The organism is Streptomyces sp. NBC_00078, assembly GCF_026343335.1.
Lineage (GTDB): Bacteria > Actinomycetota > Actinomycetes > Streptomycetales > Streptomycetaceae > Streptomyces.
On the sequence record NZ_JAPELX010000001.1, the window covers coordinates 2,891,292 to 2,903,510 of the forward strand.

At 69.6% G+C, this 12,219-nt stretch carries 11 protein-coding genes; 5 read left to right on the forward strand and 6 right to left on the reverse strand.

The features are described 5' to 3' along the window. Nucleotides 1–238 precede the first annotated feature (238 nt). Nucleotides 239–1,378, reverse strand: a complete 1,140-nt coding sequence (gene dusB / locus OOK07_RS13475; protein ID WP_266683501.1) for a tRNA dihydrouridine synthase DusB — start codon at nucleotides 1,376–1,378, stop codon at nucleotides 239–241. 173 nt (nucleotides 1,379–1,551) lie between these two features. Between dusB and OOK07_RS13480 the strand changes: the two genes are divergently transcribed. After that, nucleotides 1,552–3,000 carry an MFS transporter gene (locus OOK07_RS13480; RefSeq protein WP_266796625.1) on the forward strand — a complete coding sequence of 483 codons (1,449 nt, stop codon included), beginning with the start codon at nucleotides 1,552–1,554 and terminating at the stop codon, nucleotides 2,998–3,000. A 76-nt stretch (nucleotides 3,001–3,076) separates the two neighbouring features. On the opposite strand, the gene OOK07_RS13485 is transcribed toward OOK07_RS13480, so the two are convergent. Beyond that, nucleotides 3,077–4,000 (reverse strand): helix-turn-helix transcriptional regulator, encoded by a 924-nt coding sequence (locus tag OOK07_RS13485; RefSeq protein ID WP_266796627.1) that lies wholly within the window; start codon nucleotides 3,998–4,000, stop codon nucleotides 3,077–3,079. 101 nt (nucleotides 4,001–4,101) lie between these two features. On the opposite strand from OOK07_RS13485, the gene OOK07_RS13490 reads away from it, so the two are divergent. The 3 genes from OOK07_RS13490 (at nucleotide 4,102) to OOK07_RS13500 (ending at nucleotide 7,060) form a co-directional block, all read left to right on the forward strand. Then, nucleotides 4,102–5,529 carry an MFS transporter gene (locus OOK07_RS13490; protein ID WP_266680101.1) on the forward strand — a complete coding sequence of 476 codons (1,428 nt, stop codon included), beginning with the start codon at nucleotides 4,102–4,104 and terminating at the stop codon, nucleotides 5,527–5,529. A gap of 97 nt (nucleotides 5,530–5,626) precedes the next feature. Beyond that, complete coding sequence (locus OOK07_RS13495) at nucleotides 5,627–5,833, forward strand: hypothetical protein (RefSeq protein WP_266680103.1); 207 nt, start codon at nucleotides 5,627–5,629, stop codon at nucleotides 5,831–5,833. A gap of 81 nt (nucleotides 5,834–5,914) precedes the next feature. After that, the gene (locus tag OOK07_RS13500) at nucleotides 5,915–7,060 is read left to right on the forward strand and encodes a serine hydrolase domain-containing protein (RefSeq protein ID WP_266796630.1); all 1,146 of its coding nucleotides are present in this window, start codon (nucleotides 5,915–5,917) and stop codon (nucleotides 7,058–7,060) included. 146 nt (nucleotides 7,061–7,206) lie between these two features. Here the strand turns inward: OOK07_RS13500 and OOK07_RS13505 are convergent, their stop codons facing one another. The 4 genes from OOK07_RS13505 to OOK07_RS13520 form a co-directional block, all read right to left on the reverse strand. Next, complete coding sequence (locus tag OOK07_RS13505; RefSeq protein WP_266680107.1) at nucleotides 7,207–7,797, reverse strand: TetR/AcrR family transcriptional regulator; 591 nt, start codon at nucleotides 7,795–7,797, stop codon at nucleotides 7,207–7,209. A gap of 28 nt (nucleotides 7,798–7,825) precedes the next feature. After that, nucleotides 7,826–8,836, reverse strand: a complete 1,011-nt coding sequence (locus tag OOK07_RS13510; protein WP_266680109.1) for an aldo/keto reductase — start codon at nucleotides 8,834–8,836, stop codon at nucleotides 7,826–7,828. A 77-nt stretch (nucleotides 8,837–8,913) separates the two neighbouring features. After that, nucleotides 8,914–9,525 carry a LysE family translocator gene (locus OOK07_RS13515; RefSeq protein ID WP_266796633.1) on the reverse strand — a complete coding sequence of 204 codons (612 nt, stop codon included), beginning with the start codon at nucleotides 9,523–9,525 and terminating at the stop codon, nucleotides 8,914–8,916. Between the two features lie 152 nt (nucleotides 9,526–9,677). Continuing rightward, a complete protein-coding gene (locus OOK07_RS13520; RefSeq protein ID WP_266680113.1) occupies nucleotides 9,678–11,060 on the reverse strand; it encodes a glycine--tRNA ligase in 1,383 nt (460 codons plus the stop codon). A 185-nt stretch (nucleotides 11,061–11,245) separates the two neighbouring features. Here OOK07_RS13520 and OOK07_RS13525 point away from each other — a divergent pair, with 185 nt between their 5' ends. Beyond that, nucleotides 11,246–12,205, forward strand: a complete 960-nt coding sequence (locus OOK07_RS13525) for a metal ABC transporter substrate-binding protein (RefSeq protein ID WP_266796635.1) — start codon at nucleotides 11,246–11,248, stop codon at nucleotides 12,203–12,205. The last annotated feature ends 14 nt before the right edge of the window (nucleotides 12,206–12,219 follow it).

Here is a 12,219-nt window from a genome sequence, read left to right on the forward strand (position 1 = left end):
CACCGCAGGCGCCGTAGCCCGCAAACGGCGGGAAGGGGACGGGGCGGGGGGTGCCCGCCCGCAGCGTCCGGCGTCCATCACCAGCACAGCCAAGCCAACAGCACCGCCGGACCGAGGACGGACACCCCCCGCACCGGCCCCGACCCCCCACCGAACCCGACGCGCCACACGCACCCCCACCCAGCCGCACCGGCCACACCAGCCGCACCAGCCGCACCGGCCGCCGCACGCATCCGACTCACCCGCCGGACGTATCCAGCTCCGCGTCCTCCCCGACCCCTGCACAGTCATACGGGTCCTTCAGCCAACCGTCCGGCAGCACGACCCTGTTGTTGCCGGACGTACGCCCACGGGGCCCGTCGGCGCCTTCGGGCCAGGCCTGGTCCAGATCCAACTCGTCCAGCCCACCCCGGAGTTCCTCCAGGGACGACGTAACAGCAAGGCGCTTACGCATCTCGCTGCCGACGGCGAAGCCCTTCAGATACCAGGCCACGTGCTTACGGAAGTCGACAACGCCCTTGGCCTCGTCACCGATCCACTCACCAAGCAGCGTGGCATGCCGAACCATCACGCCGGCCACCTCGCGCAACGAGGGCCGCGCACCGTGCCCCTCAACGCCTCCACCCTCGAACGCCGCCACCAGATCCGCGAACAGCCACGGCCGCCCCAGGCACCCCCGCCCCACGACAACCCCGTCGCACCCGGTCTCCCGCACCATCCGCAGCGCGTCCTCGGCCGACCAGATGTCCCCGTTGCCGAGTACCGGAATCTCCGGGACGTGCTCCTTCAGACGGGCGATGGCATCCCAGTCGGCCGTGCCCCCGTAGTGCTGGGCGGCGGTCCGCCCGTGCAGGGCGATGGCGGTGACACCTTCCTCGACGGCGATACGGCCCGCGTCCAGATACGTGATGTGGTCGTCGTCGATGCCCTTGCGCATCTTCATGGTGACCGGAAGATCCCCGGCCCCGGACACGGCCTCGCGCAGGATGGCCCGCAGCAGATGCCGCTTGTACGGCAGCGCGGACCCACCACCCTTGCGCGTCACCTTGGGCACCGGGCACCCGAAGTTCAGGTCGATGTGGTCGGCGAGACCCTCCTCCGCGATCATGCGGACGGCCTTGCCGACGGTCGCCGGGTCGACGCCGTACAGCTGGATCGAGCGCGGATTCTCCGTCGCGTCGAAGTGGATCAGCTGCATGGTCTTCTCGTTGCGCTCGACCAGCGCCCGGGTCGTGATCATCTCGCTGACGAACAACCCCTTGCCCCCGCTGAACTCCCTGCACAGCGTGCGGAAGGGCGCATTGGTGATCCCGGCCATGGGCGCGAGCACGACAGGCGGCGTGACGGCGTGCGGACCGATGGACAGCGGGTGGGACATCAGCAGGCTCCGGGCGTAAGTACGGGTCAGGGGCAAGCACCCATTGTCGCGCACTCCCAAAACCGCCCCGCCGACCCACCGCCCCCACAGGCCGGCCAGGCCCCACGCCAGGCCCCACACCCCCCAAGGTAATTAGTTAGACGCACTATTGAAGTCGGTGTACGCTGAAACGCATGCCCGAGCTCAACCCCCGCCGACGTCAGCTCGTCCTCGCGATCTGCTGCATGAGCCTGCTGATCGTGAGCCTCGACGTCACCGCCCTGAACGTCGCCCTGCCGTCGATGCAGCACGACCTGGACGCCAGTACGTCGGGTCTCCAGTGGACGATCGACGCCTACACGCTCGTTCTGGCCTCGCTGCTCATGTTCGCGGGTTCCACCGCCGACCGGATCGGCCGCAAGAAGGTCTTCATCGCAGGCCTGACCGTCTTCGGCCTGGGCTCACTGTTCTGCTCCCTGGCGCCCAGCCTCGACGCGCTGATCGCCTTCCGCATGCTCCAGGCGGTCGGCGGCTCGATGCTCAACCCGGTCGCCATGTCGATCATCACCAACACCTTCACGGACGCGCGCGAGCGTGCCCGGGCGATCGGCGTGTGGGGTGCGGTGGTCGGCATATCCATGGCCGCCGGTCCGCTGGTCGGTGGGCTGCTGGTGGAGTCGGTCGGCTGGCGGTCGATCTTCTGGGTCAACCTGCCGGTGGGCCTGGCCGCGCTGCTCCTCACCCTGCGCTTCGTGCCCGAGTCCCGGGCGCCCAAGGCCCGCCGCCCCGACCCGGTCGGGCAGTCCCTGGTCATCGCCCTGTTCGGCTCCCTGACGTACGCGATCATCGAGGCACCGAGTTCAGGGGCCGGCTCGATCGCACCATTCGCCGTGATCGCCGTGGCCGCGCTGGTCGGGCTCCTCTGGTACGAGCCCCGGCGCGACGAACCCCTCATCGATCTGCGGTTCTTCCGTTCCGTGCCGTTCAGCGGTGCGACCGTGATCGCGATCAGCGCGTTCGCGGCACTGGGCGGATTCCTGTTCCTGTCGACGCTGTATCTGCAGAACGTACGGGGCCTGAGCGCACTGCACGCCGGACTGTGGATGCTGCCCATGGCGGTGCCGATGTTCCTGTGCGCCCCGCTGTCCGGGCGGCTGGTCGGCAGCCGGGGGCCCAGGCTGCCGCTGCTGATCGCGGGGTTCGCGATGACCGCGAGCGCGGTGCTGTTCGCGGCGTTCGACGCGGAGACGTCCGACACCACACTGTTCCTGGGGTACATGGTGTTCGGCATCGGGTTCGGGTTCGTGAACGCGCCGATCACGAACACGGCCGTGTCCGGGATGCCGCGCGCTCAGGCCGGTGTCGCCGCCGCCGTCGCCTCCACCAGCCGACAGCTCGGTCAGACGCTGGGCGTCGCCGTGGTGGGTGCGGTGCTGGCGTCCGGCGTGGCGTCGTCGTCGTCGTACAAGGACACGTTCGTGTCGGCTTCGGTGCCCGGGTGGTGGATTCTCGTGGGGTGCGGGGTCGCGGTCCTCGTGTTCGGAGCGCTGACGAACGGACGATGGGCGAAGGGGACGGCCGAGCGGGCGGCGGAGCGTCTGGAGTCCGCCGAGGTGCGCGAAGCCGCGGGAGTCCGTGCGTAGTCGGGGCTGCTCGCACCCCGCGGCGAAGCCGCATGTCGATACAGCCCCGCGCCCCTCGGAAACAAAGCGTCGGCGCTCACGCCGGTTGAGAGGCGCGAGAGGCACCCTTCCCCAACGCGATCTGATGCAGCCGCTCCAACCGCTCCCTCGACTCCTCGCCCGCCGGCGCGTACGTCACGATGCGTGGGCCCGGCTCAGGACCCAGCCACAGATCCGTGTGGTCCACCGTGACGCGACCCACGTGGCGATTGTCGAACTGCTTGCGCTTGGTGCGGTGGGCCACCACCTCGTGGCGGTCCCAGTTCTCGCAGAAGTCCGCGGACTCGGCGCGCAGCCGCTTCAGGAGCATCTTCCAGGCGGGCTCGGCGAGATGGCCCGCCATCGTGGCGCGGAAGCGGGCGGCCATCATGCGCTGGGCGTCCTGCAGATGCACGATCGAGGAGCACCACTCGTCGTGCGTGTAGGAGAGAATCATGCAGTTGCGGTCCTCGGGCGGCACCGCGTCCAGGTCGCACAGCAGCATGCCGTACGTGCGGTTGTAGGCGAGGATGTCGTAGCGGCTGTTCTGCACGCAGGCCGGGACCGGCTCCAGCTGCTCCAGGACGGCACGCACCGCGGGGGTGATCGACGGGCAGCTGGTGGCCGGTGTCGGATCCACCTGGCCCGCCAGCTGGAAGAGGTGGGCGCGCTCGCTGGGGTCCAGGAAGAGCGTGCGGGCCAGCGCGTCCAGGACCTGCACGGAGACCTGGATGTCCCGGGCCTGTTCGAGCCACGTGTACCAGGTGACTCCGACGGCGGCGAGGTGGGCGACCTCCTCGCGGCGCAGGCCGGGTGTGCGGCGTCGGCGGCCGCGGGGCAGGCCGACCTGCTCGGGCGTGATGTGCTCACGCCGGTGCCGCAGGAACCCGGCGAGTTCGTGCCGTCGCACCGAACCGGCGGCGTCCCTGGTCACGGGAGTGCCCGTGGTGCCTACCGCCTGATCCTGTGCCATCGTCGTCATGCCTCCAGCGTGCCGCCCCACCGAACCTGTTTCCAGGTAGTGCTTCTACCAGGATAAGGACACTCTGGTACCCCTCTGGGAGTGGCCGCAGGCTCGATGACGTGACCGAAACCATCGCCCCACGCACTGTCCGATCGTCGGCCGCTGCACCTTCGCTCGGCGGTCTCGGGCTTTTCACCGTGCTGCTGGCAGCGGCACTTCCCCTGATCGACTTCTTCATCGTCAACGTCGCCCTGCCGTCCATCGGCAGCGACCTGCACGCGAGCGAGTCCGTGCTGGAACTCGTCGTCGCCGGTTACGGGCTCGCGTACGCCGTGCTGCTCGTCCTGGGCGGACGGCTGGGCGACCTGTTCGGCCGGCGCCGGTTCTTCCTGGTCGGCATGGCGGCCTTCGGACTGACGTCGCTGGCCTGCGGACTCGCGCCCAGTGCCTGGACCCTGGTCGCGGCGCGGGTCGCGCAGGGCGCCGCGGCGGCCGCGATGCTGCCGCAGATCCTCGCCACCATCCAGTCGGCCACCGCCGGGCAGCGGCGGGCGAAGGCCATGAGTCTGTACGGCGCCACGGCCGGGCTGTCCATGGTCGTCGGGCAGATACTCGGCGGGGTGCTCGTGGCCGCTGACATCGCGGGCACCGGGTGGCGCTCGGTCTTCCTGGTGAACGTCCCCGTGGTCGTCGTGGGCCTGTTCCTGGCGGTCCGTGGCGTGCCCGAGACCCGTTCCCAGCATCCGGAGCCGGTGGACGGGCCCGGTACCGTCCTGCTCACGGCGTCCCTCCTCACGCTGCTGGCCCCGCTCACCGAGGGCCGCTCGGCGGGCTGGCCGCTGTGGACGTGGCTGTCGCTGTCGGCGTTCCCGTTCGTGACGGCGGCGTTCTACCTGGTGGAGCGGCGGGCGGACCGGCAGGGCCGTACGCCGCTGGTGCCGCCGAGCCTGTTCGCGCTCACCTCGCTCAGGCGCGGGCTGGTGATGATCCTGCCCTTCTCCGTGGGCTTCAGCGGGTTCATGTTCGTGATCGCGGTCGCGCTGCAGCGGGGCGCGGGGCTCGGGCCGGTACCGGCGGGACTGGCGCTCGCACCCATGGCCGTCGTCTTCTTCTTCGTCTCGCTGGCCGGCCCGCGGCTGGTCGCCCGTTACGGCACCAGGGTGGTGACCGCCGGTGCGCTGATCCAGGGGCTCGGCGTCGGCCTGATGGCCCTGGCGGCATGGCGGTCCTGGCCTGGCCTCGGCCTGGTCGAACTGCTCCCCGGTGCGGCCCTCGCCGGAGCGGGGCAGGCGCTCCAACTCCCCATCGTCTTCCGGGTCGTTCTCTCCGAGGTGCCGTCCGCCCGTGCCGGTGTCGGCAGCGGGGTGATGATGACCACCCAGCAGTCGGCGCTCGCGCTCGGGGTGGCCGCCCTGGGCACCCTTTTCCTGTCCCTTGTCCCGCATCTCGGAATGCGGGACGCCCTGGTCACGACCCTTCTGGTGCAGCTGGGCTGCGTGGTGCTGACCGGGCTGCTGAGCCTGCGGCTTCCCCGCACGATCGGCTGAGGTGTGTGGGATCGGACACGGCTTGGTCAACTCGCGGTGGAGGACACCCTGTTGATGTTGGTCTTGCTGCACACTCCTTAGCCGGAGGCGAGGCAGCATGCTGGAGATCAACACGAGCAAGGTGAGCCGCTGGGACCAGCACGGACGCGAGCACGTCGTCCGGGTGCAGCGGGCGGGAGTGCAGCGCACGATCAGGTGTGACACGTGCGGCTGGCGCAAGGGCGCCCAGTTCCTGCCCTGGCTGAAGGCGGAGGAGCATCTGGCCGAGGCGCACCAGGCGACCGTGGATCCGTCGGCGGCCTGAATCTCCCCTGCCGTCGGAGATGAGCTTTCGCCACCGTGGGAGTCGTACAGAAGACGATGCCCCGGACCGGAAGGCCGACCGATGAGTGATCTGCACGACATCCTGCACCAGCATGTCGACCGGGGAACCGCCCCCGGCGCCGTCGCCCTCGTCGCCCGCGGCGACGACGTCGAGGTGGTGACCGTCGGCTCGTTGGACACCGAGGGCTCCGCCCCGATGGCCCGGGACTCGATCTTCCGTATCGCCTCGATCACCAAGCCGATCACGGCGGCGGCGGTGCTGATGCTGGTGGAGGAAGGGCTGCTCGGGCTGGACTCGCCGGTGCAGGAGTGGCTGCCGGAGCTGGCGAAGCCGTCGGTGGTGCGCACCCCGTCCAGCCCCGTCGAGGACGTGGTCCCCGCCGTCCGCCCGATCACCGTCGAGGACGTGCTCAGCTCGCGCACCGGCTGGGGCTTCCCCGCCGACTTCACGCTCCCCGCGGTGCAGTCGCTGTTTCCGGTGCAGCGGGACGGCCGCTTCCTGCAGGACTGGCCGGACCCGGACACCTGGCTGGGCCTGCTCGCGCAGGTGCCGATGCTGTACCAGCCGGGCGAGGCCTGGCTCTACGGCACCTCGTCCGATCTGCAGGGCATCCTGGTCGCCCGGGCGTCGGGCCGTTCGCTTCCGGACTTCCTCGCGGAGAGGATCTTCGAACCGCTGGGCATGAAGGACACCGCGTTCGAGGTCCCGGCGTCGAAGCAGAACCGCTTCACCTCGGCCTACAACACGGCCCCCGACGGCACCCTGGAGCGGGCGGACACCCCGGACGGCGAGTTCAGCCGTGTCCCCCGCTTCCACTCGGGCGGCGGGGGCCTGGCCTCCACGGCCGACGACTGGCTCGCCTTCGCTCGCATGCTGCTGAACGCCGGCGAGGGCGGCGGCCACCGTCTCCTCACCCCCACCTCGGTCAGCCGTATGACCGCCAACCACCTCACCGCCGAGCAGCGCGACCGGGTCCCCCTCTTCCTTGAGGGCCAGGGCTGGGGCTACGGCGGCCAGGTCGATGTCACCCCGTCCGACCCGTGGAACGTCCCCGGGCGCTACGGCTGGGTCGGCGGCACGGGCACGGCGGCTCACATCGTCCCGCCGACGGGAACGGTCTCTGTCCTGCTCACCCAGGCAGCCATGCAGAACCCGACACCCACGCAGCTGATGCGCGACTTCTGGAGGCACGTCGCCGGAAGCTGAGCGCTCCGCTGGATACGGCGGCACACGCCGTCGATGTCCGCGGCACCGTCGTGGCTGGTCGCGCGCACGCGGCGGAGCCGCATATGGACACAGGCCCGCGCCGCTTCGGGGCGCTCCCGCATCGCAGCGGACTTCGCCGGAGCCGCTCAGGCGTGCAGGCCGCGCACCAGCAGGTCCAGCACGGCCTCGAACTCGCCCTCCGCGCCCTGCTGTTCCCATTCCTTGGCGTAACCCGGGTCGTGGAAGCGGCCCATGGCCTGGAAGAGGGCGCGAGCGGTGGTCTCCGGGTCGTCGGCGGTGAAGGTGCCCGCCTCGACGCCGGCCCGCACGATCCGGGTCAGCTGGCCGGTGAGTTCGGCGACGTGGGAGCCGACCAACTCGCCGGTCTCTGCGGCCAGCACCGAGTAGGTGGCGAACAGCTCCGGGTCTCCGCCCGCCTTGCGGCGCTTGGCGGCGAAGAGTTCCGTGAACCACTCGCGCAGCCTGGCCTCCGGGTCCGGCCGTGCGTCCTCGGCGATACCGGCCAGCACCTCGGTCGTGCGGTCCAGCCACCGCTTCGTCACGGCCTCCCGCAGCGCCGCCTTGGTCCGGAAGTGGCGGTAGACGCTGCCATGGCTGACGCCGAGCGCACGGGCCACGTCCACCACGGTGGCCTTGGCCGGTCCGTGGCGGCGCAGCACTTCCTCGGTCGCTTCGAGGATGCGCTCGGCGGTCAGGGTCTGGGAGGTCGGTGCCATGGCCTAGACCGTACCCGGCACGGCGTGCTCAGTGTTCGGTGCCGAGGCTCGCCATCTGCGCCGCCGGGTACCGGGTGCCCGCCACCGCGTCCGCGGGCGCCGCCTCCTCGATCGCCGTCAGGTCGGCCTCGTCCAGGGTCACCTCCAGCGCGCCCATCGCCTCGCCGAGCCTCTCTCGGGTACGGGCGCCGACGAGCGGCACGATGTCCTCGCCCCGGGCGAGCACCCAGGCGAAGGCGATCTGCGCGACGGACACGCCCTTCTGTTCGGCGATCTTCCGCAGCGCGTCGACCAGATCCAGGTTGCGCTGGAGGTTCTCGCCCTGGAAGCGGGGCGAGACGGAACGCCAGTCGTTCGGGCCGAACTGCTTGTCGCGGGTGATGTGGTCGGAGATGAGGCCGCGGGAGAGGACGCCGTACGCCGTGATGGCGATGCCCAGCTCACGCGTGGTCGGAAGGATCTTCCGCTCGATGTCGCGGGTGATGATCGCGTACTCGATCTGGAGGTCGACGATGGGCGCGGTGGCGGCGGCGCGGCGGATGTTGGCGGCGCTGGCCTCGCTCAGGCCGATGTGGCGCACGTATCCCTTCTCGACCAGTTCCGAGATGGCGCCGACGGTGTCCTCGATCGGTACGTCCGGGTCGACCCGGGCGATGCGGTAGACGTCGATGTGGTCGACGCCGAGGCGCTGCAGGGAGTAGGCGGCGAAGTTCTTGACGGCGGCCGGGCGCCCGTCGTGGCCGGACCACCCGCCCTCCGGGTCGCGCAGGCCGCCGAACTTCACGCTGAGCTGCGCCCGTTCGCGCAGTCCCGCCGGGGCCGTGCGCAACGCCTCGCCGATCAGCATCTCGTTGTGGCCCATGCCGTAGAAGTCGCCGGTGTCGAGGAGGGTCACGCCCGCGTCGAGGGCGGCGTGCAGGGTCGCGATCGACTCCGCCCGGTCCACGTCGCCGTACACCGGGGACATGCCCATGCAGCCGAGGCCGAGGGCGGAGACCTGGGGGCCGGTGGTCCCCAGCTTTCGTGTCTGGATCGTCATGCGGTCCACTCTCTCACCGCGAATGACAGATTTCAATATCTGTCATTCCATACTTGTCACCGCGAGCACTGTCATGCCTACCTCGCGGTGAGGGCGAGCTTCGCGCCCAGCGCCACGAACGAACCCGCGAAGCTCCGGCGCAGCCACGCCATCACCCGCGGCCGTGAGGTGACGTGGCTGCGGACCGAGGCGGCGAGGATGCCGTACCCGGCGAACACCACGAAGGTCGCCAGCATGAACACGCCGCTCAGCTCCAGCATCCTCGCCAGAGCGTGCGGCCTGCCCGGGTCCACGAACTGCGGCAGGAACGCGAAGAAGAAGATCGTCAGCTTCGGGTTGAGGATGTTGACGAGCACGCCCCGCACGATGACCCGGCCCGCCGAACTCGGGGCGGCCTCCTCGTCGACGGCGATCGCGTCCTTGTCCCGCACCGTCGCCCACGCCATGTACAGAAGGTAGGCGACACCGGCGTACTTGAGGATCTGGAAGGCGCTCGCGCTCGCGTTCAGCAGCGCGGCGAGACCGGTGACGGTGGCCAGGACGTGCGGCACGATCCCGAGGGTGCAGGCGAAGGCCGCGACAACGCTCGCGCGGCGGCCCCGGGACAGACCGGCGGCGAGGGTGTAGACGACACCGGTGCCGGGCGTGGCGACGACAACGAGGGTGGTGAGGAGGAAGGCGAGGCTCATGTTGGCCAGCCTGGCGTCGTGGCGGCCCCCGATACAGGTCCAATGCGGCGTCCGCAACGGGGACCAATGCCAGAACGCCGGACGGGCAGGATCAGCCCGTCCGGCGTTGAGGACGAGGCCCGTTCAGGGCCGGTACAGCAGTTGCGGCAGACCTAGCAGCCGAGCAGACGCCCAGCCAGGTAACCCTCGATCTGGTCGAGAGACACCCGCTCCTGCTTCATCGAGTCCCGCTCGCGCACCGTCACCGCATTGTCCTCAAGCGTGTCGAAGTCGACCGTGACGCAGTACGGCGTACCGATCTCGTCCTGGCGGCGGTAACGGCGGCCGATCGCGCCCGCGTCGTCGAACTCGATGTTCCAGTTCTGCCGCAGCGCCTGGGCGAGGCCCTTGGCCTTGGGCGACAGCTCGGGGTTCCTGGAAAGCGGCAGCACCGCGACCTTCACCGGCGCCAGGCGGTGGTCGAGGCGCAGCACCGTGCGCTTCTCCAGCTTGCCCTTGGCGTTGGGCGCCTCGTCCTCGATGTAGGCGTCCAGCAGGAAGGCGAGCATGGCGCGCCCGACACCGGCCGCGGGCTCGATGACGTACGGAGTCCAGCGCTCGCCGGCCTCCTGGTCGAAGTAGGAGAGGTCCTGGCCGGAGGCCTTGGAGTGGGCGCCGAGGTCGTAGTCGGTGCGGTTGGCCACGCCCTCCAGCTCACCCCACTCGTTGCCGCCGAACTGGAAGCGGTACTCGATGTCGGCGGTGCGCTTGGAGTAGTGGGAGAGCTTCTCCTTCGGGTGGTCGTACCACCGCATGTTCTCCTCGCGCAGGCCCAGGCCGGTGTACCAGTTCCAGCGCTGCTCCATCCAGTACTCCTGCCACTTCTCGTCCTCGCCCGGCTTGACGAAGAACTCCATCTCCATCTGCTCGAACTCGCGGGTGCGGAAGATGAAGTTGCCGGGCGTGATCTCGTTGCGGAAGGACTTGCCCATCTGCGCGATGCCGAACGGCGGCTTGCGGCGCGAAGTGGTCTGCACCTGGGCGAAGTTGGTGAAGATGCCCTGTGCGGTCTCGGGACGCAGATACGCGATCGAGCCGGAGTCCTGGGTGGGGCCGAGGTGCGTGGACAGCAGACCCGAGAACTGCTTGGGCTCGGTGAACTGGCCCTTGTTGCCGCAGTTGGGGCAGTTCACGTCCGCCAGGCCGTTCTCCGGCACGCGGCCGTGCTTGGCCTCGTAGTGCTCCTCCAGGTGGTCCGCGCGGAACCGCTTGTGGCACGAGGTGCACTCGGTCAGCGGGTCCGTGAAGGTGGCGACGTGGCCGGAGGCGACCCAGACCTCGGGGGCCAGGATGACGGACGAGTCGAGACCGACCACGTCCTCGCGCGACGTCACCATGTAGCGCCACCACTGGCGCTTCAGGTTCTCCTTGAGCTCGACACCCAGCGGTCCGTAGTCCCAGGCGGCACGCTGTCCGCCGTAGATCTCACTGCACGGGAATACGAAGCCTCGGCGCTTGCTCAGGCTGACGATGGTGTCGATCTTGTCGGCGGCCACGGTGCTCTCTTCATTACGACGACGGGCGACGAAGCGAGACGCTTCAGAGCGAATGCTTCAGGGTACCGGCGGGGCCTCCCCCTCAATCAAATCGGTTCGGCTTACGAGCCTTGTGCGGGCCTTGCGTCCCCCTTTGCCAAGAGCTTTGTTGACAACGGTTTCCATGTCAGTTGAAAATGACTGTCATGAACGTACGACGACAGCACATATCCGGGGTGGCCATGGCTGCCGTCACCGCTCTCGGCCTCGGCTCGCTCTCCGCCTGCTCCACCGACAGTGCCGCCGCGGCGAACACCGGCAAGTTCGACGTCGTCGCGTCGTTCTACCCGATGGCCTTCCTCGCCGGCCGGATAGGCGGGAGCCATGTACACGTCACCAGCCTGACCCAGCCCGGCCAGGAGCCGCACGACCTGGAGATCAGCGCCCAGCAGACCGCGCGGCTCCAGGAGTCGGACGCGGTGCTCTACCTGAAGAACCTCCAGCCCTCCGTCGACGACGCGGTGGCCCAGTCCGAGGTCCGGACGAAGATCGACGCCGCCTCCCTCGCCTCGCTGGAGAAGCACGGCAACGAGGTCGGCGGCCACGCGGCCTCCCACGACCACTCCGCGAACGGGGAGCTGGCCGGCCTCGACCCCCACATCTGGCTGGACCCGGTGCGCTATGCCCAGGTCGCCGAGGGCGTCGGCAAGGCCTTCGAGAAGGCGGACCCGAAGAACGCGGCCGACTACAAGAGGAACACCGCGGCCCTGGTGAAGGAACTCGACGCCCTCAACACCCGGTTCAAGGACGGGCTGGCGCACACGAAGTCCAAGGTCTTCATGACCACCCACGCCGCCTTCGGCTACCTCGCCGAGCGCTACGGCCTGACCGAGGAGGCCATCAACGGCCTCGACCCCGAGTCCGAGCCGAGCGCGGCCCGGGTGAAGGGCCTTGAGAACATGGCGAAGGCCGACGGCGTCACCACCGTGTTCTACGAGACGCTCGTCAGCGACAAGACCGCGAAGACCATCGCCTCGGACGCCGGGCTGAAGACGGACGTCCTCGACCCGATCGAGGGCATCACCGCCAAGTCCCGCGGCAGGGACTACTTCTCGGTCCAGGAGGCCAACCTCAAGGCACTTCAGACGGCCCTGGGAAGCAAATGACCTTTACGGAGGAC